Below are 26786 nucleotides of genomic sequence, written 5' to 3'. Positions count from 1 at the left end.
GGCACCCGCTGTGATTGCTCTATCATAGCAATGACACCCCCACGGTCACATGTGAGATTGTATGCGTTCCATTGCGGCCATTCCGGCTTTTAACGACAACTACATCTGGTGTCTCTATGACACCGACACCCGCAAGGCGCTGGTCGTTGACCCGGGGCAGGCGTCCCCGGTTGAGACCTACCTTGCGGCCAATGACCTGACCCTCGACACCATCCTTATTACCCACCATCACCCCGATCACGTGGGTGGCGTGGCAACGCTGGAAGCGAACTGCCGCCCCGCCAGAATCGTGGCGCCGGAAAGCTCGCCCTACCAGGGCGGCACCGAGCGTGTTGCCGACGGCGACGTGGTGGATTGGCAGGGCCTGGCGTTTGAAGTGATCGCAGTACCCGGCCATACCCTGGATCACCTGGCCTACCACACCAGGACCCAGGTATCCGGGCACCCGGTGCTGTTCTGCGGTGACACCCTGTTTGTCTGCGGGTGCGGCCGGCTGTTTGAGGGATCACCTGCCCAGATGCGGGCGTCGCTGGCCAAACTCCGCGCCCTGCCCGGGGACACCGCGGTTTACTGTGCCCATGAGTACACCCTGGCCAATGTCCGGTATGCCCGCCATCTGTTACCGGATGATGAGGCTCTGCAACACTTTGAAAGCCAGTGTCAGCAGCGACGGGCCCGGAACGAACCCACGGTTCCGGTGATTCTGGAGCAGGAGCGTCAGCTCAATCCGTTCCTGCGCTGGGATGATCCCGACGTCGAGAAAGCGGCCAGGGTTTACGCCGAAGCCCACGGCCTTGCGACTGGCAGCCCTGATGACGTGTTTGCCGCCGTACGCCATGGCAAGGACCATTTCTAGCCTGACGACAAGTGATCGGCAGATCCATGAACGGGTATGAGCGCCGGAACCGCGTGTCCGGCCTCGGAGCTGCCGGTTACATCACCCGCCCGCAGTTACAGAATCTGTCACTGGCGTAACCCCGGGCGCCTTGCCCCAACCGTGTCCTTGCCATAGAATTCGTGCAATTTTGCATGAAATTCAACCCACTTATCAGGGGAAGCCGGCCCTCGGTGCCAGCTTCCGGATCACCGCCCTATGACCTCGAAACGTCTCCCCGCCCTGCTGCTTGTCAGCGCTCTCACCTCTGGCTGCGCCAATCTGCAATCGTCCGGACTGGCATTCTGGAGCTCCGAGTCCGACGCCTCCGGTAATGAAGTGCTGGAATCCGAGAACCTCCAGGTGGCAGCCGGAGACGATGAACTGGTCAGGGCCATCGAATCGGGAGACGGCAGCGCCGCCAACGCGGAGCTGGACGACTCCATCGACCCGGAGCTGAAGGCGGCGGCGAGCAAGGCACGGGAATCCCTGGATGCCATCCCCGATCAGGTGGACGAAGCCAACACCACGGTGGATCTGTGGCAGCGCCTGCGGGCCGGCTTTGCACTGGATCTGGGCGTCAGCAACACCCGCGTGCAACAACAGCTGGCGTGGTACCGCAAACATCCCCAATACATTCAGCGGGTGTCTGAGCGTGGCAGCCGCTACCTGCATTACATTCTCTCTCAAGTCGAGGAACGCGGACTGCCCACCGAGCTGGCCCTGCTGCCGGTAGTGGAAAGCGCGTTTGATCCGTTTGCCTATTCCCATGGCCGGGCCTCCGGGTTGTGGCAGTTCATCCCGTCCACCGGCAAGTACTTTGGCCTGACGCGCAGCTGGTGGCACGATGAACGCCGTGACATCGTGGCCGCGACCGACGCCGCCCTCACCTACCTGGACCGACTCGCCGAGCGTTTTGACGGCGATTACACCCTCGCCCTGGCCGCCTACAACAGCGGCGGCGGCACGGTGTCCAGCGCCATCCGCCGTAACGATCGGCGGGGTAAGCCCACCGACTACTGGTCGCTGGACCTGCCCCGGGAAACCCGTCACTACGTGCCGAAGCTGATCGCCCTGGCGAAAATCTACCAGGACCCGGAAGCCTATGGCATTGAGCTGCCAGCCCTGGAAGACAAACCCTACTTCGAAGTAGTCGAGACCGGGTCCCAGCTTGATCTCGCCCAGGCCGCCAATCTCGCCGGCGTCTCCATGGACGAGATCTATCTGCTGAACCCTTCCTATAACCGCTGGGCGACCACCCCGGCGGGTCCTCACCGGCTGCTGGTGCCGGTTGCCAACGTTGAGCAGTTCCGCGCCGGCCTGGACGCCCTGCCGCCGGAGCAACGGGTATCCTGGCAGAACTACCAGGTGGTTGGCGGTGACAGCCTGATCGTCATTGCCCGCAAATTCGGCATCACCGTGGATGTGCTGCGGGATGTCAACAATCTTCGGGGCAACCTGATCCGGGTGGGCCAGCGCCTGTTGATTCCCACCGCCTCCCGGGGTGACGACGCTTACGCCCTCAGTCAGCAGCAACGACTGGCCGCAACCCAGGCTCGCGGTGGGCGCAGTGGTAGCGGTACCCGCGTGGACTATCGGGTGCAGCGTGGCGACACCTTCTGGGATATCGCCCGGGAACACGGTGTGAGTGTGCGGCAGGTCGCGTCCTGGAACGGCATGGCGCCGGGCGATCCGCTGATGCCTGGCAAGCAACTGGTGATCTGGTCCCAGTCGGCCACGCCGTCTCCCACCCTGGCCAGCAACAGCCGTAACCAGGCCATGGTGCGCAAGGTGGGCTATCGGGTTCGCCGGGGCGATTCGCTGTCGACCATTGCCAGCCGTTTCTCAGTAAACGTGAGTGACATCGCAAGCTGGAACAACCTCAACACGTCCCGATATCTGCAACCGGGACAAAGTCTGGTACTCTACGTGGACATTCGCAATAGCAACTAATTACTGAGTCCGGCACTGGTGAACGGAGTTCCCGGTGCCGGCAATCACACAATAATCAGAAAAGCATGAGAGGCACATGGGAACACACAGGCAGACCTCATTGCGTACATCCCGACCAACTCCCAGCACCCCGACACGGACATTCCCTTTTTCTCGCCGGCTGGCCTGCAACCTGATCGCGGCCGCTTCTTTCGCCATTCCCTCCGTTTCCCTCGGCACCACCGAAACCGCGGTCACCCCGGCCCACGGTATTGCCATGCATGGGGAACCGGCCTATGCCGCCGGGTTCGAGCATTTCGACTACGTCAATCCGGATGCCCCCAAGGGGGGCACCTTGCGCCTGGGCGTGGTGGCCAATGGCTACGATTCGTTCAACCCCTACGTGATTGGGACGGTGTCGGCGGTTGGTGTCGGCGCCTATGTGTACGACACCCTGCTGGTAAAGTCGTCGGATGAACCCTTCAGCGCCTACGGGCTCATCGCCGAGTCGCTGGAAACGCCCGAGGATCGCAGCTACGTGGTGTTTAACCTCCGCGAGCAGGCCCGTTTTCAGAACGGTGAACCGATCACCGCCGAGGACGTTAAATTTTCCTTCGAGCTGCTGACCACCGAGGGACACCCGCTGTTCCGCAACTACTATGGCGACGTCAGGGCGGTGACCGTGGAAGGCCCGCATCGGGTACGGTTTGATTTCAAGGAAACCGAGAACCGTGAGCTGCCGTTGATACTGGGACAGCTGCCCGTTCTGCCCCAGCACTACTGGCAGGACCGCACCTTTGGCGACAACGGCCTTACCCCCCCTGTCGGCAGCGGCCCCTACCGCATTGGTGACTTTGACGCCGGCCGCTCCATCACCTTTACCCGCGTGGACGATTACTGGGCGGCGAATCTGGGCGTTCGTCGTGGCAAGTTCAATTTTGATCGCGTCCATTACGACTACTACACCGATGAAACCGTGGCTCTGGAGGCCTTCAAATCCGGCGACTACGATTTCCGACGCGAGTCTTCCGCCAAGTCCTGGGCGACGGCCTATACCGGTACCCCCTTCGAGCAGGGACGGATCGTGGTGGAGGAACTGGAGCACCACAAGCCGATGGGCATGCAGGCGTTCGTCATCAACAGCCGCCGTCCCCAGTTCGCCGACCCGAGAGTCCGGCGCGCCCTGGCAATGGCATTTGATTTCGAGTGGGCCAACACCAACCTGTTTTACGGGCAGTACACCCGCACCGACAGCTATTTCGAGAACAGCGACCTGGCCTCCAGCGGCCTGCCCGACGGGCGTGAACTGGAGATCCTCGAGGGCTATCGGGATCAGTTGCCGGATGCGGTGTTCGAGTCCGAGTACCATCCGCCAACAACCAATGGCCCCAATGGCTTACGAGCCAATCTTCGGAAAGCCGTTGAGCTTTTCAAAGAAGCCGGTTTCGAGATCCGGAACCGCAAGATGGTCCATGTCGCCACCGGTGAACCACTGACCTTCGAGTTCCTGCTGCGCAGCAAGACCTTTGAGCGCATTGCGCTGCCGTTCAAGGCCAACCTGGCGAAGCTGGGTATTGATGCCGAGGTCCGCCTGGTGGATACCACCCAGTATGTGCAACGGGTCCGGCGCTTCGACTTTGACGTGGTCAGTCTGGTGATCGCCCAGTCCGACTCCCCGGGTAACGAGCAACGGGAATTCTGGGGTTCTTACAATGTTGATGTCGTTGGCTCCCGAAATTACGCCGGCGTCAGTGACCCGGTGGTGGACGATCTGGTGGAGCAGATTATCCAGGCTCCGGATCGCCAGGAGCTGGTCTACCGCACCCGCGCGCTGGATCGGGTACTGCTCCATGGTCACTATGTGATTCCGCAATGGCACATGACCATGGACCGGGTTGCCTACTGGTCGAAACTGGAACGCCCGGAAGCCCTGCCCAAGGACGGTTTCGACCTCGATACCTGGTGGATCGACCCGGACGCAGAGTGAGCCCGCCGATGTTGCGTTGTCTGCAAATCCATTCCACCAGGCGCGGAGGCTAGCCCATGGGCGCTTACATCCTGCGGCGCCTGGCGCTGATGATCCCTACCCTGGTGGGGATCATGTTGCTCAACTTCATAGTGGTGCAGGCCGCCCCGGGCGGTCCGATTGAACAGTTCATCGCCAACATGGAAGGCCATGGCGGCGGCACCCTCGATCGGGCCACCGGTGGCGGTGGCGCGGAAGTGGCAGATAGCTCCTCGGACAGTCGCGGGGCACGCGGCATTCCCGAGGAACTGCTGAAGGAACTGGAAGTGCTCTACGGTTTTGACAAGCCCCCACACGAGCGCTTTCTCAAGATGTTGACCGATTACGCCACCTTCGACTTCGGCGAGTCGTTCTATCGTGATCGTACCGTGGTGGAACTGGTGCTGGAGAAACTGCCGGTGTCGATTTCCCTGGGGTTGTGGTCAACGCTGATAATCTATCTGATCTCGATTCCCCTTGGGGTTCGCAAGGCGGTCACCGATGGCAGCCGTTTTGATGTCTGGACCAGTTCGGTCATTGTGGTGGGCTATGCCATCCCCGGCTTTCTGTTTGCCTTCCTGCTGATCGTACTGTTTGCCGGCGGAACCTACTTCGATATTTTCCCTCTGCGCGGCCTGACCTCGCCTAACTGGGACCAGATGCCCTGGTATCAGCAGGTTGCCGACTATTTCTGGCACCTGGCGCTGCCGGTCACCGCCAACGTTATCGGCGGCTTTGCCACCCTCACCCTGTTAACCAAAAACTCGTTTCTGGATGAGATTGGCAAGCAGTATGTGGTGACCGCAAGAGCCAAGGGGCTGGAGGAGCGGCAGGTGCTCTATGGTCATGTATTCCGCAATGCCATGCTCATCGTCATCGCCAGCCTGCCGGGGGTACTGGTCGCCCTGTTCTTTACCGGCTCGCTGTTGATCGAGGTGATCTTCTCGCTCGATGGTCTGGGATTGTTGGGCTTCGAGGCGGCGCTGAACCGGGACTATCCGGTGGTGTTCGGCACCCTCTACATCTTTACCCTGATGGGGTTGGTGCTGAAGCTGGTGAGTGACGTCACCTACGTGCTGGTGGACCCCCGCATCGATTTCGAAAGTCGGGAGGGCTAGTGTCCGGCATCCAACTGACTCCTATCCAGCAGCGTCGCCTGCAGAACTTCAAGGCCAATCGCCGTGGGTACTGGTCGCTCTGGCTGTTTCTCATCCTGTTCCTGCTATCACTGGGAGCAGAGCTGGTCGCCAATGACCGACCATTGATGGTGTCTTACCAGGGCGAACACTACTTCCCGGTTGTGGAGACCGTGCCGGAGGAGACCTTTGGCGGCTTCCTGCCGACCGAGGCGGACTATCGGGACCCCTTTATTCGGGATGAGATTGAGGCCAACGGCTGGATTCTGTGGCCACCGATCCGTTTCAGCTATGACACCATCAACTATAACCTGGACGTACCCTCACCGGCACCGCCCTCAGCGGAAAACTGGCTTGGCACCGATGACCAGGGCCGGGATGTTGCTGCCCGGGTGATCTACGGGTTCCGGATTTCCGTGTTGTTCGGGCTGATCCTGACTCTGCTCAGCTGTCTTGTTGGCGTTGTCGTGGGAGCCATTCAGGGCTTCTATGGCGGTAAGGTGGATCTGCTGGGGCAGCGCTTTATCGAAATCTGGTCCGGACTGCCGGCGCTGTATCTGCTGATTATCCTTTCCAGCATCGTGCAGCCCAATTTCTGGTGGCTGCTGGGCATCATGCTGCTGTTCAGCTGGATGGGCCTGGTTGATGTGGTGCGCGCCGAGTTCCTGCGGGCGCGTAACTTCGAGTATGTCCGTGCCGCCCGCGCCCTGGGACTGGGTAATCGGATGATCATGTTCCGCCATATCTTGCCCAATGCCATGGTTGCCACCCTCACGTTCCTGCCTTTCATTCTGACGGGCGCGATCACCGGGCTGACCTCGCTGGACTTTCTCGGCTTCGGCCTGCCCTCCGGATCACCCTCCCTTGGTGAACTGATTGCCCAGGGCAAATCCAACCTGCACGCTCCGTGGCTGGGCATCTCGGCGTTTGTCAGTCTGTCGCTGATGCTGACGCTGCTGGTGTTCGTCGGCGAAGCGGTGCGTGATGCCTTTGATCCAAGGAAAGCCTGACATGGGATCGTTGCTGGAAATCGACAACCTCACCATCCGTTTCGACCAGGGCAAAGAGGTGGTCAAAGGTGTCTCGCTGAACGTCGCCAGATCCCAGACCCTGGCGCTGGTCGGTGAGAGCGGATCGGGCAAGTCCATTACCGCACTGTCGGTACTGCGACTGCTGGATGCCCGCCATGTAGACTACCCTTCCGGCTGCATCCGGTTCGATGGCGAAGATCTGCTGACGCTACCGGAGTCCCGCCTGCGGCAGGTTCGCGGGCGTCGGATCAGCATGATCTTCCAGGAGCCGATGACATCGCTGAATCCGCTGCACACGGTAGAGAAACAGATTACTGAGACCCTGGCCCTGCACCGGGGCCTGCGGGCTGACAAGGCCCGCCGCCGCTGCCTCGAACTGCTTGAGATGGTGGGTATCCCGGAACCGGAACAGCGTCTTGCCAGCTACCCGCACCAGCTTTCCGGAGGCCAGAAGCAGCGGGTGATGATTGCCATGGCCCTGGCTAACGAGCCGGACCTGCTGATTGCGGATGAGCCCACAACCGCGCTGGATGTGACCGTCCAGAAACAGGTGCTCGAACTGCTGGGGCAACTGCAGCAGAAGCTGGGCATGTCGGTGCTGTTGATTACCCACGATCTCACCATCGTCCGTCGCTACGCCGATTACGTTGCGGTGATGGAACAGGGGCAACTGGTGGAACAGGGCGAAACACAGACCCTGTTTGAGTCCCCAAACCACCCCTATACCCGCAAATTGCTGGACTCCGAGCCCCAGGGCGCTCCGCCTCCGGCGGCCAGCCCTGCACAGCCTTTGCTGACGGTTGAGGATCTGGCGGTACGTTTCACTACGGCCAAGTCCTGGTTTGGCCGCCCCAAGAGCTGGTTCGAGGCCGCCAAGGCCATCAACTTTTCGATCAACGCCGGTGAAACCCTGGGACTGGTGGGCGAAAGCGGCAGCGGCAAGACCACCATTGGCCATGCCCTGCTCAAGCTACTGGATTGCAAGGGCCAGATCGTACTTGACGGCAATGACCTCTCGGATCTGAACCAGAAGCAGTTTCGACCGGTGCGGCGCCACCTGCAGATTGTGTTCCAGGACCCCTTCGGCAGCCTGAGCCCAAGGATGTCGGTGTCCGAAATCATCCGGGAGGGTCTGGAGATTCATGAACCGGACACCACCAAGGATGATCAGGAACAGAAAGTCATTCAGGTGCTGCGGGAGGTCGGCCTGGACCCGGAGGCCCGGCACCGTTACCCCCATGAGTTCTCCGGCGGCCAGCGCCAGCGTATTGCCATCGCCCGGGCACTGGTGCTGCAGCCAAAACTGATCGTTCTTGACGAGCCCACGTCGGCGCTGGACCGCACGGTTCAACGGCAGATCATTGACCTGCTGCGGGCGCTGCAGGCCCGATATGGGTTAAGCTATCTGTTCATCAGCCATGATCTGGCGGTGGTCCGGGCCCTGAGCCACAAACTGATGGTGCTGCGACGAGGTGAGGTCGTCGAGTACGGTGAGGCGGAGCGGATCTTTGCCCAACCGGAATCGCACTACACCCGGGAACTGCTCAGCGCGGCGTTCTTTTACCGCAACCCCGGCCGGGACGACCACGATCGCGCGACCGAATTGACTACGACCAATTGAGCGTTACCCGGCAGGTCAGCCATCAGGGATAATGCCCCCACACTGAAACACAGGGAGATCACCAATGGGACTACTCAGCGGCAAGAAGGCACTGATTGTCGGAGTGGCCAGCAAACATTCCATTGCGGCCGGTATCGCCGAAGCATTCCACCAGCAAGGGGCGGAACTGGCGTTCACCTATCAGAACGAAAAACTCAAATCCCGGGTTGAAGGTTTTGCCGAGGGCTGGGGCAGCTCACTGACGTTCCCCTGCGATGTCGGCAACGACGAAGAAATTGAGAATGTCTTCAAGGCCCTGGGCGAGCACTGGGACAAGGTAGACATCATCGTGCACTCCGTTGGCTTTGCACCGGCGCATGAGCTGGATGGCAACTATGTTGATGTTACCACCCGTGATGGTTTCCGCATCGCCCATGACATCAGCTCCTACAGCTTCGTGGCGCTGGCGAAAGGCGCACGCAACATGCTGAGCGACAACAGCTCCATGCTGACCCTGAGCTACCTCGGCGCCGAGAGAGTTCTGCCCAACTACAACGTAATGGGGCTGGCGAAGGCATCGCTGGAAGCCAACGTGCGCTTCATGGCGTCGAGCCTGGGACCGGATGGTGTGCGGGTAAACGGCATTTCCGCAGGTCCAATCAAGACCCTGGCGGCTTCGGGGATCAAGAGCTTCCGTCGCATGCTGGCCGAGAACGCCAAGCGGGCGCCTCTGCAGCGTAACGTCACTCAGGAGGAGGTGGGTAATGCCGCCGCCTTTATGTGTTCTGACCTGGCCAGTGGCATCACCGGCGAAATCCTGCACGTGGACGGCGGTTTCAACGTGACTGCCATGGGCACTCTGGAAGACTGAGTGTCCTGACGGCGTGGCCGGCGCTGTTTATGATTCGGCCGGTCACGTCAGTCCCCAACCATCGCCACTGCCATCGCCTCGATCCAGCACAGGTAGTCGGCGTCCTCGGATTCCAGAAATCTCAGCCCGACCGTCCAGCGGCCGTCCTCCAGCGGGTTGCTCCAGATGACTTCCGCCGTCAGATTATGCGCCGCCTGCCCTTCCTGAAGCCGAATGGAGACTGGCAGCAGGGCGTCGATGGGCACTGACTGATCGGTGGTCAAACGGGCGCCGTTGGTCGACAGGTCTGTAGACCAGCTTTCCAGATACCTGGCCGGATAGCCGCCGAGTTCATCCGCCGCCTCCAGCTCCAGCCGGACTCTGGCCCGACCGGTCAACCGGTATTCGGAACGTTGCTCCGGTGCACTGTGGGCACCGGACGAAGGCTTTGTCATCGCGTATCACCGCTCTGCTCGACCCGGGCTGGCATTTCTCCTTCCCTTGGGGATTGGCCAGACCTGCGAGCGTTCAGTTTCGACCTACCCGGATGCGTCCCACCACCCGGGATAGTGTGTCATCGAACTCCGCCGAACTGCTCAGCACCCGAATCCGGCCCGCCACGATGTCAGTGACCAGGTCGTCTTCCGGATACTCCGTCCGATTGAGCCCAAGACGGTCAACAAACACCAGTTTTCGGGTGGCGTTGAGCCGGACCGCCAGTTTCAATCGCACCGCCTCCGGATGATCCGGTGTGGGTTCGATTGCTATCCAGCCACCGAGCTTGAGATTGTCGATGGCGTGCTGCGCCGCGGCGGTCAGCTCACGCTCCACCCGCTCACGCTCTGCCTCTTCTTCGGCCTGTCGTTTGGCGGCCTCTTCAGCCTCGGCACGGGCCCGCTCGGCCTCCCGGGCCGCCAACTCCTCCCGCTTCCTGGCTTCGGCAGCCTCCACCTTGCGGCGCAGCATTTCCGCCCGTTCTCTGGCTTCGCAGGCGGCTTTCTCCCGCTGCTGTCGTTGCTGCTGGAACACGCCAAGCAATTGCGTCACCGTTTTACCGGCAACGTCCTGGAACCGGTTCAGTGGCGGTAACGGACGAAGCCGGCCGGCCTGCCTGGCCGCCATGAAATCCCGCCAGGGCATCAGACCCAGCTTGACGCCGGAGCCGTTGGTCCACAGCACTTCGCAGGTGTCCTCGAGCAGGGCAAAGAAGTAGCGGCGTTGCTCCGAGGCTCCCTCCCCCTCAACAAACCACTGCTGGATCACCTGTGTGAGCTGGTCTTCCTGGGGAGGCTGAAACCCCAGCCAGCTGAGATCAAACTCGAAACGCTCGTCCAGAGCCGGCGCAAGGGCCGGCGTTTCGCCCCGCAGGCGACTGACGATAACGGCTTCCACTCCGGCAAGGGCATGCTGGGGGAGCGGTCTCTCCTGAACACGTTGCCAGACCGCCAGTATGCGGTCCCCAATCTGTTCTCCCACCTGGTAAAGACGATCCAGGGAACGTTCGGACAGCGTCGGATCACCGATCCAGACCAGCCATTCCAACAGTTTGCTGGCATGTTTCCAGTCGTCGCCTTCGGTGCCGTTGCGCCAGACAACCTGGCGCACCAGGGGGCACCAATGCTCACGGATAAACTCCGAGATCGGCGGTGGCAGCTGCCGGCCCTGGAGGGCGCGGCCAATGACGGCTCGCGACGTCTGATCCGCCCGGCGCTGACGGGCGGCGCCCTGTTCAGTGACCAGCAGGCGCTGGCGCAACTTGGTGATCTGTTCCTGACGCTTCTGGCTGTCAACGTCCCACTGGCTGGCGAAGTCCTTGAACGGCGCCATCTGACCGTATTCAAAGCAGGCCGAGACCGACACCACCATCTGCTCCAGCTGGTCCAGCAGCGCCCGCGCCGAGCGTCCCCCCGAATCACTCCAGCCGCGCCACTCCACCAGGCTGTCGAGCCAGTCCCGCAGGCTGTCGGCAAAGGCGGCGTCACAGTCCTGATCCAGGCGCCAGGCCAGAAAGAAGCGCAGCCGTGCCACCTTGGCGGCCAGCACCGGGTGCAGGCCGGAGGTGGCGAGGAATGCATCCATAACCCGATCCGCCAGAAACGCCGAGTTCACCTGGCGCACGGTCCAGGTCAGCTCGAGAGACTTCAGCAGGCTGGTAACCGACTCATCACGCTGTTCCGACCAGCAGGACTGCAGCAGCGGCCGCCAGTCCTTGGCCTGTCCCGGCTCCACCTGGCCAACGGGGTACGGCAGAGCCGGAATGCGGATGCCGGCCAGTAGCTCGGCAATAGATTGGCTCGGTGCCGATGAAGCCGGGTTGGCGGATGGCTTGGTTTGTTGCGACATTCAGCAGATGGTCCAGCTTGGTATGGCGGGAGGGGAAATCCACGTTTCATTGCAGCATGCTTGCCCGCCTTCGTCCAGTGAATCCGCGCGGCAGAGCGGGCCGCATTGCATTGCCCCCCCAAATCCCGCAGTATATCGAACTCCCTGAAACCTGGCCGCAAAGGCCGCCCGGCCCTGCTCTGGCAGACGGCGGGCAGTCTGACAAACGACCGCGCAAGAGGACAGGACGGGGACTGCAAATTATAAAAGTGAGAGGGCCAATACGTGCCAACGTTGCAGCCCCGACAACGTAATACATCGAGGTAGACTAAAGCATGTCCGGCAAGAAGCTTGAGAACCTCAACGTTGCCAGCCAGGAAACGTTGATCACTCCCGACGCCCTGAAACAGGAAATGCCGCTTTCCGATCAGGCCGCAACTACCGTAGACCAGGGTCGCCAGGCCATCTATGACATTCTGGATGGTAAGGATCACCGCCTGTTTCTGGTGGTTGGCCCCTGCTCTATTCATGACGTCAAGGCCGCCCGGGAGTATGCAGAGAAGCTCAAGGTGCTGGCCGACGAAGTCAGCGATACCCTGCTGATCGTGATGCGGGTCTACTTTGAAAAGCCGAGAACCACCGTGGGCTGGAAGGGGCTGATCAACGATCCGCACCTGGATGACACCTTTGACATCGAACAGGGCCTGCACATTGGCCGCCGGCTGCTGCTGGACATCGCCGAACTGGGGCTGCCCACCGCAACCGAAGCGCTGGACCCGATCTCACCTCAGTACCTGCAGGATACGATTGCCTGGTCGGCCATTGGCGCCCGCACCACCGAGTCGCAGACCCATCGCGAGATGAGCAGCGGCCTGTCGATGGCCATCGGCTTCAAGAACGGAACCGATGGCAGTCTGGACGTGGCGGTGAACGCCATGAAGTCGGTTTCCCACCCCCACAGCTTCTTGGGCATTGACCAGCAGGGCCAGGTATCCATCATCCGCACCCGTGGCAACGCCTATGGCCATGTGGTGCTGCGCGGTGGCGGCGGCAAGCCGAATTACGACTCTGTCAGCGTTGCACTGTGTGAGCAGGCGCTCGAGAAAGCCGGGCTGCGCAAGTCGATCATGGTCGATTGCAGCCACGCCAATTCCAACAAGGACCCGGCGCTGCAACCGCTGGTGATGCAGGACATCGCCCACCAGATCGTCGAGGGCAACACCTCCATTCAGAGTCTGATGATCGAGAGTCACCTGAACTGGGGTAGCCAACCGATTCCGGAAAACCGGGATGAAATGAAGTACGGCGTCTCCATTACCGATGCCTGCATCGACTGGGAAACCACCGAAAAGGCCATCCGGGAAATGCGCGACAAGCTCAAGGATGTACTGCCCAAGCGCCTGAACGGCGAGGGCTGAGGAAGCGACCCGGGACGGGCAAGCCGTTCCGGGTCAGTATTGCGGCAGTCAGATCGTTGGCTCGCCTATCGGCTGTGCACCGATCCAGTCCAGCCTGGAGCGCAGCGACACCACGTCACCGATGATGATCAACGTCGGTGCCGGCACCCCACTCTCTTCCACCCTGGTGACGATGTTGCCAAGATTGCCCACAACCACCTGTTGATCGGGCGTCGTGCCTTTGGATACCAGGGCAACAGGCATGGTATCCGGCATGCCGTGCCGCATCAGTTCTCGACTGATGATCGGCAGCCCCACCAGCCCCATGTAGAACACCAGGGTCTGGTTGTTCTGCACGAAATCCTGCCACGGCAGATCGCAGGTGTCGTTCTTGAGATGCCCGGTCACAAATCGGACCGATTGGGCATAATCCCGGTGGGTTAACGGGATACCGGCGTAGGCGGCACAGCCTGATGCAGCGGTGATGCCAGGGACAACCTGAAAGCGAACGCCGGCATCCGCCAGTGTCTCAATCTCCTCACCACCACGGCCAAAGATAAACGGGTCGCCGCCTTTGAGGCGCACGACCCGTTTGCCGGCCTGTGCCAGGTCCACCAAGCGTTGGTTGATCTGGTCCTGAGGTAGGGTGTGATCGGAACGGCGTTTGCCAACGTGGATACGCTCCGCCTGCGGCGGAATCATCGCCAGTATGTCGGCGGAGACCAGGCGGTCGTAAAGCACCACTTCAGCCGAGGTGATGATGCGCCAGGCTTTCAGCGTCAGCAGTTCCGGATCACCGGGGCCAGCTCCCACCAGAAACACTTCACCCGCAGAGTTGTTGGGATTGTCCGTTACCGGATTGTTCCGGTAACGGGGCGGCACCGTCGCGGTGCGCGCGCCCTCTTTCGGGGCGCTTATCGGTCTGTTTTGGTTCATTGAATCCTGTCAATGCCTCGCATGTACGGCTTGAGTACATCCGGAACCAGGATGCTGCCGTCGGCCTGCTGGTAGTTCTCCATCACAGCGATCATAGCGCGACCGACGGCGAGGCCAGAACCATTCAGCGTATGCACAGGCTCCGGCTTCCCGGTTTCCGGGTTCCGCCATCTTGCATGCATGCGCCGTGCCTGGAAATCACGGGTATTGGAGCAGGAAGAAATTTCACGGTATTTGTCCTGCCCCGGCAGCCAGACCTCCAGGTCGTAGGTACGGGCGGCGGAGAAGCCCATGTCGCCACCGCACAGCTCAACCACTCGGTACGGCAGTTCCAGCAACTGAAGCACCTTCTCGGCGTGACCGGTCAGCGTCTCCAGCGCGGCATCGGAATCCTCCGGACGTACCACGTGCACCAGCTCCACCTTCTCAAACTGGTGCTGACGAATCATGCCGCGGGTATCACGGCCGTAGGAACCCGCCTCGCTACGGAAACAGGGCGTATGGCTGACCATCCGCAGTGGCAGCTGGTCGGCGTCAACGATGGTATCTGCCACCAGGTTGGTTACCGGTACCTCGGCAGTTGGAATCAGGTATAGGGGATGCTCGTCGTCGCCCGCCTTGAACAGGTCTTCTTCAAACTTCGGCAGCTGGCCGGTGCCAAACAGCGTGTTGCCGTTGACCAGGAAAGGCACGTAGGTCTCGGTGTAGCCGTGGTCGGTTACGTGCAGGTCGAGCATGAACTGGGCCAGTGCACGGTGCAGCCTCGCCAGCTGACCGTTCATAACCACAAAACGGGAATGAGCCAGTTTGGTTGCGCGCTCGAAGTCCATGCCGCCGAGTTCTTCACCAAGGGCAACGTGGTCTTTGGGTTCGAAGTCGAAGGTGCGTGGGGTGCCCCATTGACGGACTTCCACGTTGTCATCTTCTGAAGCCCCGGCCGGTACGGTGGCATCGGGAATGTTGGGAATGCCGGCCAGGAAGGCATTGAGCTCTACCTGTACCTGGCGCAGTTCATCCTCGGCCTCGGAACGCTGGCGTTTGAGTTCTTCCACTTCGTTCAGCAGCGGCTGGATGTCCTCACCGGCGGCCTTGGCCTTACCGATTGACTTGGAGCGCTTGTTCTGCTCGGCCTGCAGAGACTCCGCACTCACCTGGATCGAGCGACGACGTTCTTCCAGCTGCTCAAAGGCGGACTGGTCGAAGTCAAAGCCTTTGACGGCCAGTTGACGGGCGATCTCTTCGGTCTGGGTGCGGACGCGTTTGGGGTCGAGCATGTTAATCCTGATTGGTCATCGGTTGAGTGGTTTGCGTGTCTGGGCATTATACCTGTGCAGACGTGGCATGCCATATTTCGGCCACCAACGGAGCGTCACTCCGCCGGGTCCGAACCGGGGTAGCGCCGTCGGTTACTGGCCTGGTTCAAAGCGTCCAGTCGCTGGCGTTTTTCTGCCAGCTTGATCTCCAGCCCCCGGTTGACGGGCTGATAGTAACGCCGGTGGTGGATCGGTTCCGGCAGATAGGATTCACCGGCGGCGAAGGCGTCGGGCTCGTCGTGAGCGTAACGGTACTCATCGCCATGCCCGAGGGATTTCATCAGTGCGGTGGGGGCATTGCGCAGATGCACCGGCACCTCATAGTCCGGGTCCTGGCGGATATCCGCCATGCACTGATTGAAGGCCTGATACACCCCGATACTCTTTGGCGCCATCGCCAGATAGGTGGTGGCCTGGGCCAGGGCAAGTTCCCCCTCTGGCGAACCCAGCCGTTCCTGGGCATCCCAGGCGTTCAGGCTGAGGGTCAGTGCCCGGGGATCGGCGTTGCCGATATCCTCGCTGGCGATCCGAACCAGTCGCCGTGCCACATAGAGCGGATCACATCCACCATCCAGCATCCGGCACATCCAGTACAGTGCGCCATCCGGATCAGAACCGCGAACCGACTTGTGCAGCGCGGAAATCTGGTCGTAGAAGCGATCACCGCCTTTGTCGAACCGGCGCAGGCTGGTTTGCAGTACCTGTTCCAGCACGGCGGCGGTAATCGCCGGCCGCCCCTGGTCATCCGGCTCGGCCAGATCGCTCCCCACCTCCAGAATGTTCAGCGCTCGCCGGGCATCGCCACCGGCGGCGATCGCCGCCAGGGACAGAACTTCGTCGGTGACGGCAATGCGGCCATCCAAACCTCGCGGATCTGTCAGAACCCGGCGCATCAGCCCCTGCAACTGGTCGGTGTCCAGGTGTTTGAGAACGTAGACCCGGGTCCGGGACAGCAGCGCGCTGTTGAGCTCAAATGAGGGATTTTCGGTGGTGGCCCCAACAAAAATGAAGGTGCCGTCCTCAATGTGGGGCAGGAAGGCATCCTGCTGACCCTTATTGAAGCGGTGGACCTCGTCCACGAACAACAGGGTGTCGCGCCCTTCTCCCTGTTTGCGCAGCTTGGCCCGTTCAACGATGGTGCGAATTTCCTTCACACCACTGAGCACGGCGGACACGGTTTCGAAACTGAGATCACCGACATTGGCCAACAAGCGGGCAAAGGTGGTCTTACCCACCCCCGGCGGCCCCCACAGGATCATCGAGTGCAGTTGTCCCTGCTCCAGGGCCCGACGCAGGGGCTTGCCCGGTCCGACCAGGTGATCCTGACCGACGTATTCGTCCAGCGAGCGGGGCCGCATGCGGGCCGCCAGGGGCTCAAAGCCCTGCTCATTGAACAGCGTATCCTGCATCAGGGGGCGTCCTGAATGACGTCCACGGATTCGGGGTAGTCCAGCTCAAAGGCACTGTCGGCCAGATCCTGATTCAGGCGGATGCTGTCAAAGCTGAGAATGCTCAATTGCGCCAGGGAATCCCGCATGCGCATTTCCTGCAGCTCACCATCGACGAACGACAGTTTCAGCGATACAAACAGGGAATCTGGATTCCTCGGTGTCAGGGTGAACTCTTCGGTCTCGTTGCCAAGCGCACGGTGGCTGATGTCATAGGTTTCAGCAAGATTATCCACTTCGCCGCTGAGCAGCAGCGCCGGCGTGCTGGAGGCGCGCTGGTCGAGTTTATGGATAGTGACCTGTTCCAGATCCGGGTCATAGAGCGTGACTTCTTCACCGTCACTGACGATGAACTGGGACATGGGCGAGTGGGTTGACCAGTAGAACAGTCCGGGGCGTTTAGCCTTGAGCTCACCACGGGTTTCCTGAACCTGACCACCGCTTTCATTGACCAATATCTGGATGAAACTGGCCTGGTAAGTCCGATACGACTTCAGGGTATCAGCCAGTTGCTCCGCAGCCGGTTCGGCCCAGGCACTCGGGGCGCTGGCCACCAGGGCAACCACGGCCGCCAGGTGGATCAGGCGACGGCCTAGTGTTCGTATCGATTCCATTACTGTTGAACTCCTGTGTTTGAGCTATCGGGGCTGAACGCCCCGGTTGGTTCTGTATTGCTGTGGGAGCGGTTCAGTCCCTGGGGGGTGGGGGTGCCAGCACTTCGCGGGCGCCGTTGTGCCCGGCAGCGCTGACCACGCCGGAGGCCTCCATGGCATCCACCAGGTTGGCGGCCCGGTTATAGCCGATCTTGAACTTGCGCTGCACCGAGGAAATGGACACCCGTCGGCCCTCGGTCACGAAGGCCACGGCCTCGTCGTACAGCGAGTCGCCCTCGCTGTCCCCGCCGCCTTCGGACAGTGACGGCACCCCCGGCAGGCTCTCACCCTCGGCACCCGTGAGCACTTCGTCGACGTATTCCGGCTCACCCCTGGCCTTCCAGGCGCTAACCACCCGATGGACCTCATCATCATCGACGAAGGCGCCGTGGACCCGTACCGGGAGACCGGTGCCCGGTGGCAGGTATAGCATGTCGCCATGCCCCAGCAACTGCTCGGCGCCGCCCTGGTCAAGAACGGTCCGGGAGTCGATCTTGGAGGACACCTGGAACGAGATTCGGGTGGGAATATTGGCCTTGATCAGGCCGGTGATCACATCGACCGACGGCCGCTGGGTTGCCAGGATCAGATGGATGCCGGCCGCCCTCGCCTTCTGGGCGATCCGCGCGATCAGTTCTTCCACCTTCTTGCCGACAATCATCATCATGTCGGCGAACTCGTCGATCACCACCACAATGAACGGCAGGGTTTCCAGTTCGGGACGCTCCTGTTCCTCATTCAGCAGGTGATCTTCGGGCTGCCACAGCGGGTCGAGCAGCGGTTCGCCGGCGTCCCGGGCTTCTCGGACCTTACGGTTATAGCCGGCGAGGTTACGCACCCCGAGACTGGCCATCAGCCGATAGCGGCGTTCCATTTCGGCAACGCACCAGCGCAGGCCGTTGGCGGCCTCCTTCATGTCGGTCACCACCGGCGCCAGCAGGTGGGGAATGCCATCGTAGATGCTGAGCTCCAGCATCTTCGGGTCCACCATGATAAAGCGGACCTCCTCCGGTGAGGCTTTCAGCAGCATGCTCAGCAGCATCGCATTGACCCCAACGGATTTACCGGAGCCGGTGGTCCCTGCCACCAGCAGGTGAGGCATCTTGGCGAGATTGGCCACCATCGGGTTGCCGCCGATGTCATTACCCAGTGCCAGCGTCACCGGCGAGCTGGATTCGGTAAATACCTTGGCGCCCAGCACTTCACTGAGTCGCACAATTTCCCGGCTTTCATTGGGGATCTCGATACCAATCACCGATTTGCCGGGAATCACTTCCACAACGCGGACAGACAGAACCGCCAGGGAGCGCGCCAGATCCTTCGCCAGGTTGGAAATCTTGCTGACCTTGACCCCGGGTGCCGGCTTGATCTCAAACCGGGTGATCACCGGGCCCGGGTTGACCTCCACCACTTCCACCGAAACACCGAAGTCCGCCAGTTTCTCCTCAAGCAGCCTGGACATGTGCTCCAGAGACTCCTCGGAGTACCCACTCTCTTTCTGGCTTTCAGGCGGGTCCAGCAGACTCAACGGCGGAATCGGGCTTTCCAGATCCTCCAGCAGAGATGGCTGCTTGCGATCCGTCGCTGGCGAACTGGCACGATCCTCCCGCTTGAAGGGCGAGATCCGGACCGACTTGGCCTTACTCTCCGCCGGCTTGCTGTCTGTGGCTGCGGGCTCGGCTTTGGGTTTCTTGCGGGCTGGGCGCGGCGCCGGTTCTTCAGCTACCGGGCGGGATACCGGGTCCGCCACCAGGGGCACGTCATCGGGCTCAAACGGCAGGTCTTCCAGGCCCGGTTCGCTGCGCTCCGGCGCCTGGCCGTCGTCTTTGTTGCTTCCGCCAAGGAATGGCAGTCGGCGCCACCAGGCGGGCTTATCATTCGCTTGCGGTTCGTCGTCGAGTTCGACCCGTTCCCGAAGCACAGGAGGTTCCGGCTCCCTGACGACTGGGCGCCGGGGTTCCGGCACTGCCGCTTCTTCGGGTACTGCAGGCTCGGTCTGGGGTTGTGGCCGCAGGGAAAGCGCAAACGCCTTCACTCGCTCGACCGTTTGCAGGGTCAGCTCGCCAACCTTGTCCATCAGCCAGAACCAGGACAGACCGGTGGTGACGGTGAGGGCGAACAGGAAGATGGCTACCAGCAGCAGGGTCGTGGCCGGCAGATTGAAAAACCGGACCATGGCATCAGAGACGGCCATGCCCATCACACCTCCGGATGAGGCGCTCAGACCAAACAACGAGTACAGTGACAACAGGCTGGTTGCCGACAGCAGAATCAGCAGAAAGCCCCCGAAACGCACCATGAACAGCGGCCAGTGCATTTCCAGCGGATCATTGCGCCTGCGCACCAGCATCACGGCGTACCCCGCCACCATCAGCGGGAACAGGAAGGCGACATGACCGAAGAAGTCCATCAACAGACTCGCCAGCCAGGCACCGGTACGCCCGGCGGCATTGGAGACCTGGGTTTGATGGCCGATGCTGGCCCAGCCTGGATCGGCCGGACTGAAGGTCACCAGCGCCATGCCCAGATAGATCGCCAGTACGATCAGCGCAATGACGGCGCCTTCACGGCTGCCCTGGGCAACCAGGCGCCGGAACCGCAGCTGTTTCTCGGTCAATTCCGGCGTTTTCTGTTTCTCTGTCTTTTTGGACTCGGCCATGAATGATCTGATTATTCCGTTACAGTTCGTGTACGGCGGGCCCGATGGGAGGAAGCGCCCTCCCCTGCCCTGTCAGGCCCGGCCAATATCCCGGATCAGGCGCCGGCAGCAAGTGCCGCCAGTCCCCGGGCGAGATCCTGCTTGAGGTCCTCGACCGACTCGATGCCGACCGACAGCCTCACCAGGTTCTCGGTAATACCAGCCCGCGCCTTGTCATCGTCGGACAGGCGACCGTGAGTCGTGGTGGCGGGATGGGTGATAGTGGTTTTAACGTCGCCCAGATTGGCGGTGATGGAAATCATGCGGGTGGCGTCGATCAGCGACCACGCCTGCTCCCGGCCTCCACGAACCCGGAAAGACAGCACGCCACCAAAGCCATCCTGTTGACGGGCCGCCAACTCATGTTGCGGATGGTGGCTCAATCCGGCGTAGAACACCTCTTCAACGGCGTCCTGCTGCTCCAGCCACTGCGCCAACTCTAACGCATTGTCACAGTGGGCACGCATACGAATCGGTAACGTTTCCAGGCCCTTGAGGAACACCCAGGCATTGAATGGGCTCATCGTCGGGCCGGCGGAACGGAGGAATCCGTAGACTTCCTCCATCAGTTTGGCTGAGCCCACCGCCACGCCGCCGACACAGCGACCCTGACCATCCAGGTACTTGGTAGCCGAGTGAATGACGATGTCGGCGCCCTGCGACAACGGACGTTGCAGCACCGGGGTACAGAAGCAGTTGTCCACCACCAGCAGAGCATCCGCGGCCCTGGCCAGATCAGACAGTGCCGCCAGATCGGCAACTTCGCATAGCGGGTTGGAGGGGGTTTCCAGGAACAGCATGCGGGTGTTGTCACGAACCGCACCCCGCCATTCCTCCATATCGGTCAACGACACGAAGGACGTCTCCACGCCGAAACGGGCGAGATACTTCTGGAACAGCACGTTGGTGGTGCCAAAGACCCCGCGGGAACACACCACATGGTCTCCGGCTTTCAACAGCGCAATGCAGGTGCTGAGGATGGCCGCCATGCCAGACGCCGTGGCGACGGCCCGTTCACCGCCTTCCATCGCCGCGATCCGGCCTTCGAAAGCCTGCACCGTGGGGTTGGTGAAGCGGGAGTAAATGTTTCCCGGTTCGTCACCGCCAAAGCGGGCTGCAGCCTGGGCGGCACTGCCGTAGACAAAGCTGGAGGTGGGGAAGATCGGGTCACTGTGCTCCAACTGGCCAGTGCGGATCTGCCCCGCCCTCACCGCCAGGGTATCGATCGACATGCCGTCCAGATCCGATTCCGGGATCCAGAGGTGTTCTTCGCGGCGGTGAGTCATGGGTGGTCCTCTCAGTCTTCGTCGTTGTGCAGGTCGATGATACCGTTGTCTTCATCATCGCCATTGCTGGCACTGCGGCTCTTGTCGTTGCGCAGGGCGTCAATGCGCTCAAGGTAGGCGGTGTCGATGTCACCGGTGACGTAGTTGCCGTCAAACACCGAGCATTCCCAGGATTCAATTTCAGGATTGACGTCATTCACGCAGGTGATGAGATCTTCCAGGTCCTGGTAAACCAGCCAGTCCGCACCGATGATCTCACAGATCTCATCCACGCTCTTGTCGTGCGCAATGAGTTCGTGGGCAGAGGGCATATCAATGCCGTAGACGTTGGGGTAGCGCACCGGGGGCGCCGCGGACGCGAAGTAGACGTTGCGGGCGCCGGCATCACGGGCCATCTGCACGATTTCCTCACAGGTGGTGCCGCGAACGATGGAATCGTCCACCAGCATCACATTCTTGCCACGGAACTCCAGGTCGATCGGATTCAGTTTCTGACGCACGGACTTCTTGCGCATCTTCTGGCCGGGCATGATGAAGGTGCGGCCGATGTAGCGGTTCTTGATAAACCCTTCCCGGAACTTGACCCCCAGGCGGTGAGCCATCTGCATCGCCGAGGTCCGGCTGGTATCAGGGATCGGGATCACCACATCAATGTCATGGTCCGGTCGCTCCCGCAGTACCTTGTCTGCCAGGGTCTCGCCCATCCGCAGACGGGCCTTGTAGACCGACACCTTGTCGATGATGGAGTCAGGGCGGGCAAAGTAGACATGCTCAAAGATGCAGGGAATCAGGTGTGGCTTGTCGGCACACTGCTGGGTGTAGAGGGTACCGTCAGTTTCAATGTACACCGCCTCGCCCGGTTCGATGTCCCGCACCAGGGTGAAGCCCGCGGCACTGAGTGCCACGCTCTCCGAAGCGATCATGTATTCCGTGCCTTCTTCGGTCTCGCGGGTGCCGTAGCAGGCCGGACGGATACCGTTGGGATCACGGAAGCCCACAATGCCATAACCGGTGATCATCGCAATGACCGCGTAGGCGCCCTTACAGCGCTTGTGAACGGCCTTTACAGCGGCGAAGATTTCATCCTTGGTGGGATTCAGTTTGCCCAGCTTCTGCAGCTCGTGGGCGAACACGTTGAGCAGGACTTCGGAGTCGGAGTTGGTGTTGATGTGGCGCAGGTCAGTACGGAACAGGTCCTGGCTCAGGTCGTCGGCATTGGTCAGGTTGCCGTTGTGGGCCAGGGTAATGCCATAGGGGCTGTTGACGTAGAATGGCTGAGCTTCGGCCGAGCTGGAACTGCCGGCGGTGGGGTAACGTACGTGGCCAATGCCGACGTTGCCCACCAGACGACGCATGTGGCGGGTGCGGAATACGTCGCGCACCAGGCCATTGTCCTTGCGGAGGTAGAAGCGCTCATCCTGGAACGTCACGATCCCCGCCGCATCTTGGCCCCGGTGCTGTAACACCGTCAACGCGTCATACAGCGACTGGTTGACGTTTGAAGTACTGACAATACCGACAATTCCACACATGGATAGGGTCTTCTCCGAAGCGTTAAAACTGAATGTTAGCGGGTGGTGGCCGCTGGTTCCATAGGGGGTTGTGACGGCTCCCCTGCGGGGCCGAGAAAGCGGGCAAATTCATCGCCAAAGGTGCGGCGCGACCAGTCTTCTACGGTGGCGAGGCGCTCGATCATGACGGACTCCCGCCACCAGGTATCATTGGCCAGCGGGGTGTAGCGGACCAGGGCAATGGCGACCACTACGATCACCAGTCCCCGAAGCAGGCCGAACGCCATGCCCAGAACGCGATCAGTGGCGGTCAGCCCGGTGGCATGTATCAGGTGTCCCACCATGTTATTGATAATGGCGCCGATGATCAGGGTGGCAAAGAACAGGATGGCAAAAGCGGCCACCAGCCGAACCATTGGAGTCTCAACAGTGTCGATGAGCAGGGACTGCATCTGCGGGTGAAACGTGCGGGCAATCACGAAGGCACCGACCCAGGCAACCATGGACAGGGCTTCACGCACAAAGCCGCGTTTGAGGCTGATCAGCGTGGAAACAGCAATCAGGGTGATGATGACCCAGTCGATCCAGATCAGCGCGTTCATGGAGTCCAGCAGCGAAGGTTCAGGGTTAAAGCGAAGCGCCTAGTCTAACAGGAATCGGGGGTGCACAAAAACGTGATTACCCCCGTTGTCGCAGGCGCTTACCTTGACGCTGCTCACCGATCGGAGCTGGTGATCAGGCTGTTGAGGCCAAACATGCCATCCAGTGCTTTTTTCGCACGCTCGGCCTCGGATTTGTCGGCGAAAGGACCACAGAACACCCGCGTCAGCGTGCTGTCGCCCCGACTGACGGTCTGCAGGTGGGAGCTGTAACCCTCCTTGCGGGCATTGTCCCGAAGACGGCGGGCATTGTCGGCGTTACCAAAACTGCCAAGCTGCACCACCCAGGCACCCTCCAGTGACCGGCTGTACTCTTCATCTGCCGGTGGTTCGGCTGCTGGCTGAGACGGCTTCGGGGCGGCCTCTGCGGCAACCTCAGCCTGGGCTGGCTCTGGTTCAGGCGTGGGTTCTGACTGGGGAGCCGGCTCCGGTGTCGTATTGACGGACTCAGCGACGGGCTCAGCGGTATTGCTCTTTGCCGCGACACCCTGCGGCTCGTCGTCTACCGGCTCAATGATCGGCTCTGGCTGGGACTGGCCGTCCGCCTCTTCCAGATAGTAGGAAGGCTGCTGGATATCCTGTTCCTCAACCGGCTCAACCTCCGGGAATGGCGGCTCCTCCGGCAGGGGAATAACCTGGGTCGAGCGCTTGGAGTGAGGCTCATCGAACAGCATGGGCACGAAGATAACCGCCAGGGACACCAACACCAATGCGCCGATCACCCGTTGTTTGAGTCCGTCCACCTTTAGCTAACCCCTGTCTGTGTTCAACGTGCTGTGTTCAACGTGCTGTGTTCAACGTATCGATGTGTCTTTGATGTCCGCCGATACTAACCGGCCAGGGTCAAGAACTCAAAATCATCGCCACCGGATGACGGAAGTTTAAGGCGCCTTCGATTCGGCCGCCAATGCCTCCGCACGTTCATCGGACGCCCCGAGCGCCACTCGCGCCTCGGCAACCGTAAAGAACGATCCGAACACGACAATCAGGTCATTTTCAGCAGCGTCGGCAACGGCCTGCTTCAGGGCATCGGCAACGGTTGCCTGCTGCGTCAGGGCGCACTCTCCCAACCGCTCGGACACCAGTGCCGCCAGGGTATCCGCACTGCGCCCCCGAGGCTGGTCCAGCCCCGCCAGGTACCAGTGCTGCACCACGGTGGCCATGGCATCGACGACACCGCCGGCGTCCTTGTCAGCCAGGCAGGCATAGACCGCGCGGACGACACCGCCGGCGCGACACCTGGCCTGCACCCGGCTTGCCAGCCAGGCAGCGGCATGGGGATTGTGGCCGACATCCAGATAGACATCCGGCTGCTGGGCACGCTGCTCAAAACGCCCAGGCAGATGGACTTTCGCCAGAGCCGCCTCGATCTCCGTCGCCGTCATCTCCGGCAGCAACGTCAGCGCCGCCATCACCGCGGCGGCCATGCTTGCCAATGGCAGCGCCGCATCCCGGGGCAGTGACAACTGTTGACCCAGTGAAGGAATCGACAAAACCGGCTGGGCAGCGTCTCCCGTCAGCATCATGTCGACCCCCAGGCGCTTGAGCGCAACCCTCTGGGCGGCGGCCTGTTGCAGCACCGACCGGGGCGGATTGGGGTCGACACAGATGGCGGGTCGACCAACCCGGAAGATACCGGCCTTCTCGAAGCCGATAACCTCGCGATCGTTACCCAGGAACGCGACGTGATCAATGTCCACCGAAGTGATGATCGCCAGGTCCGCATCCACTACATTGACCGCATCCAAACGGCCCCCGAGCCCCACCTCAAGCACCCAGTCCTGCACGCCAGCCCGGGCGAGCACGACAAATGCCGCCAGGGTGCCAAATTCGAAGTAACTCAGGGAAACGCCGCGCCGGGCCTCTTCGACCTGGGCGAACGCAGTCATCAGTTCATCGTCCGTCGCCTGGCGGCCGTCGATGGTGACCCGTTCGTTGTAGCGATGCAGATGGGGGGAGGTGTAGCAGCCCACGGTGCGGCCGGCGGCAGAAAGGACCCCGGACAGACACGCCACGGTGCTGCCCTTGCCATTGGTGCCGGCAACGGTCACCACCCGCGCTACGGGCGGTCGGGGAAACAGGCGGCGATAGACGGTGAGGACCCGGTCAAGGCCAAGATCGATCTCAACCGGGTGAATGGCTTCCAGGTAGCCCAGCCAGTCGTCAAGACTGGCGTTCGGCCCGGGCGCCAGTGGTTCAGCTGACGTCGGCATCGGCATCAGCGTCCGGTTTCTCGGTGATCTCAAACTCGATCGGCGGCTCCCCTTCCGGGCGCTCCTGATCGGTGAATTTTGCCAGCAGGCCAGAGACGCGCTCGCGCAGTTCGTGACGGTGCAGGATCATATCGATGGCGCCGTGCTCCAGCAGGAACTCGCTGCGCTGGAAACCTTCGGGGAGCTTTTCGCGGACGGTCTGCTCAATGACCCGGGGACCGGCGAAGCCGATCAGCGCGTTCGGTTCGGCAATGTTGAGGTCGCCCAGCATGGCCAGACTGGCGGAAACGCCACCGAACACCGGGTCGGTCATGATCGAGATGTAGGGAATCCCCTCCTGCTTCATCCGCTCCAATACCGCAGCAGTCTTTGCCATCTGCATCAGCGAGAAGATCGCCTCCTGCATTCGGGCACCGCCACTGGCGGAAAAGCAGACCAGCGGAATCCGTTCTTCCAGACAGACGTTGGCAGCCTGGACAAATTTCTCACCAACCACCTGACCCATGGAGCCGCCAACGAAGTTGAACTCGAAGGCGCAGGCAACCAGCGGAATACCCAGCGTCTTACCGCGCATGGCAAGCAGGGCTTCCTTTTCGCCGGTGGCTTTCTGGTTCTGGGCCAACCGCTCCTTGTAGCGGCGGCTGTCCTTGAATTTCAGGCGATCCCAGGGTTCCAGATCGGCACCGATCTCTTCGCGGCCGTCGGCGTCGAGAAAAATGTCGAGACGGCGGCGAGCAGTAACCCGGAGATGGTGGTTACATTTGGGGCAGACATCCAGATTCTTGTCGAGCTCGGGCTTGTACAGAAAAGCGCTGCATTTGGGGCACTTTTTCCACAACCCTTCGGGAACGCCAGTCCGCTGCTTGGATTCCGAGCGGATCTTGCTCGGCATGATCTTGTCAAGCCAGTTACTCATGGTTTT

Annotated in this window: 21 protein-coding genes; 8 read left to right on the top strand and 13 right to left on the bottom strand. The window is 61.3% G+C overall.

The features are described from left to right. The first annotated feature begins 61 nt into the window (after window positions 1–61). The 7 genes from gloB to MLD24_RS06080 all read left to right on the top strand — a co-directional run bounded on the left by gloB (window position 62) and on the right by MLD24_RS06080 (window position 9449). On the top strand, window positions 62–856 hold the full coding sequence (gloB, locus tag MLD24_RS06110; RefSeq protein WP_248165289.1) for a hydroxyacylglutathione hydrolase: 795 nt from the start codon (window positions 62–64) through the stop codon (window positions 854–856). Window positions 857–1093: 237 nt separating this feature from the next. Continuing rightward, window positions 1094–2827 (top strand): lytic transglycosylase, encoded by a 1734-nt coding sequence (locus MLD24_RS06105; RefSeq protein ID WP_248165287.1) that lies wholly within the window; start codon window positions 1094–1096, stop codon window positions 2825–2827. Between the two features lie 76 nt (window positions 2828–2903). After that, on the top strand, window positions 2904–4793 hold the full coding sequence (locus tag MLD24_RS06100) for an extracellular solute-binding protein (RefSeq protein ID WP_425562289.1): 1890 nt from the start codon (window positions 2904–2906) through the stop codon (window positions 4791–4793). A 56-nt stretch (window positions 4794–4849) separates the two neighbouring features. Then, the gene (locus MLD24_RS06095; protein ID WP_248165285.1) at window positions 4850–5929 is read left to right on the top strand and encodes a microcin C ABC transporter permease YejB; all 1080 of its coding nucleotides are present in this window, start codon (window positions 4850–4852) and stop codon (window positions 5927–5929) included. An 8-nt stretch (window positions 5930–5937) separates the two neighbouring features. After that, entirely contained in the window at window positions 5938–6957 is a 1020-nt protein-coding gene (locus MLD24_RS06090) for an ABC transporter permease (protein ID WP_228752873.1), read from the top strand. A gap of 1 nt (window position 6958) precedes the next feature. Next, the gene (locus MLD24_RS06085; RefSeq protein ID WP_248165283.1) at window positions 6959–8599 is read left to right on the top strand and encodes an ABC transporter ATP-binding protein; all 1641 of its coding nucleotides are present in this window, start codon (window positions 6959–6961) and stop codon (window positions 8597–8599) included. Window positions 8600–8663: 64 nt separating this feature from the next. Beyond that, a complete protein-coding gene (locus tag MLD24_RS06080; protein WP_227175995.1) occupies window positions 8664–9449 on the top strand; it encodes an enoyl-ACP reductase FabI in 786 nt (261 codons plus the stop codon). Window positions 9450–9496: 47 nt separating this feature from the next. On the opposite strand, the gene MLD24_RS06075 is transcribed toward MLD24_RS06080, so the two are convergent. After that, complete coding sequence (locus MLD24_RS06075; protein WP_248165281.1) at window positions 9497–9883, bottom strand: PilZ domain-containing protein; 387 nt, start codon at window positions 9881–9883, stop codon at window positions 9497–9499. 73 nt (window positions 9884–9956) lie between these two features. After that, a complete protein-coding gene (locus MLD24_RS06070) occupies window positions 9957–11771 on the bottom strand; it encodes a DUF1631 family protein (protein ID WP_248165280.1) in 1815 nt (604 codons plus the stop codon). Window positions 11772–12085: 314 nt separating this feature from the next. Between MLD24_RS06070 and MLD24_RS06065 the strand changes: the two genes are divergently transcribed. Then, window positions 12086–13168 (top strand): 3-deoxy-7-phosphoheptulonate synthase, encoded by a 1083-nt coding sequence (locus MLD24_RS06065; RefSeq protein WP_227175998.1) that lies wholly within the window; start codon window positions 12086–12088, stop codon window positions 13166–13168. A 48-nt stretch (window positions 13169–13216) separates the two neighbouring features. Here the strand turns inward: MLD24_RS06065 and cobA are convergent, their stop codons facing one another. From cobA to accD, 11 genes are all read right to left on the bottom strand, one after another. Beyond that, window positions 13217–14083, bottom strand: a complete 867-nt coding sequence (gene cobA / locus MLD24_RS06060) for a uroporphyrinogen-III C-methyltransferase (RefSeq protein ID WP_227175999.1) — start codon at window positions 14081–14083, stop codon at window positions 13217–13219. Beyond that, window positions 14080–15357, bottom strand: coding sequence for a serine--tRNA ligase (gene serS, locus MLD24_RS06055; protein ID WP_248165278.1), 1278 nt, complete (start codon window positions 15355–15357; stop codon window positions 14080–14082). Before serS ends, cobA begins: the two co-directional genes overlap by 4 nt. Before the next feature lie 95 nt (window positions 15358–15452). Further along, window positions 15453–16805 (bottom strand): replication-associated recombination protein A, encoded by a 1353-nt coding sequence (locus MLD24_RS06050; protein ID WP_282450488.1) that lies wholly within the window; start codon window positions 16803–16805, stop codon window positions 15453–15455. After that, window positions 16805–17458, bottom strand: coding sequence for an outer membrane lipoprotein periplasmic chaperone LolA (gene lolA, locus MLD24_RS06045; RefSeq protein ID WP_248165276.1), 654 nt, complete (start codon window positions 17456–17458; stop codon window positions 16805–16807). The genes MLD24_RS06050 and lolA overlap by 1 nt, the downstream gene beginning before the upstream one ends. Window positions 17459–17531: 73 nt before the next feature. Continuing rightward, the gene (locus MLD24_RS06040; protein WP_248165274.1) at window positions 17532–20156 is read right to left on the bottom strand and encodes a DNA translocase FtsK; all 2625 of its coding nucleotides are present in this window, start codon (window positions 20154–20156) and stop codon (window positions 17532–17534) included. Between the two features lie 95 nt (window positions 20157–20251). Beyond that, window positions 20252–21481, bottom strand: coding sequence for an O-succinylhomoserine sulfhydrylase (locus tag MLD24_RS06035; RefSeq protein WP_248165272.1), 1230 nt, complete (start codon window positions 21479–21481; stop codon window positions 20252–20254). An 11-nt stretch (window positions 21482–21492) separates the two neighbouring features. Further along, complete coding sequence (gene purF, locus MLD24_RS06030; RefSeq protein ID WP_248165270.1) at window positions 21493–23013, bottom strand: amidophosphoribosyltransferase; 1521 nt, start codon at window positions 23011–23013, stop codon at window positions 21493–21495. 35 nt (window positions 23014–23048) lie between these two features. Further along, window positions 23049–23594 carry a CvpA family protein gene (locus tag MLD24_RS06025; RefSeq protein WP_227176005.1) on the bottom strand — a complete coding sequence of 182 codons (546 nt, stop codon included), beginning with the start codon at window positions 23592–23594 and terminating at the stop codon, window positions 23049–23051. 113 nt (window positions 23595–23707) lie between these two features. Next, entirely contained in the window at window positions 23708–24394 is a 687-nt protein-coding gene (locus tag MLD24_RS06020; protein WP_248165268.1) for an SPOR domain-containing protein, read from the bottom strand. A gap of 138 nt (window positions 24395–24532) precedes the next feature. Then, the gene (folC, locus tag MLD24_RS06015) at window positions 24533–25864 is read right to left on the bottom strand and encodes a bifunctional tetrahydrofolate synthase/dihydrofolate synthase (protein ID WP_425562288.1); all 1332 of its coding nucleotides are present in this window, start codon (window positions 25862–25864) and stop codon (window positions 24533–24535) included. After that, the gene (gene accD, locus MLD24_RS06010; protein WP_227176008.1) at window positions 25848–26780 is read right to left on the bottom strand and encodes an acetyl-CoA carboxylase, carboxyltransferase subunit beta; all 933 of its coding nucleotides are present in this window, start codon (window positions 26778–26780) and stop codon (window positions 25848–25850) included. The genes folC and accD overlap by 17 nt, the downstream gene beginning before the upstream one ends. Window positions 26781–26786: the final 6 nt, after the last annotated feature.

Origin of the sequence: Marinobacter xestospongiae (assembly GCF_023156385.1) — a bacterium.
In the GTDB taxonomy this organism is placed as follows: domain Bacteria; phylum Pseudomonadota; class Gammaproteobacteria; order Pseudomonadales; family Oleiphilaceae; genus Marinobacter; species Marinobacter xestospongiae.
Note: the sequence above shows the minus strand (reverse complement) of the source record. Positions and strands in the feature narration are given on the sequence as shown.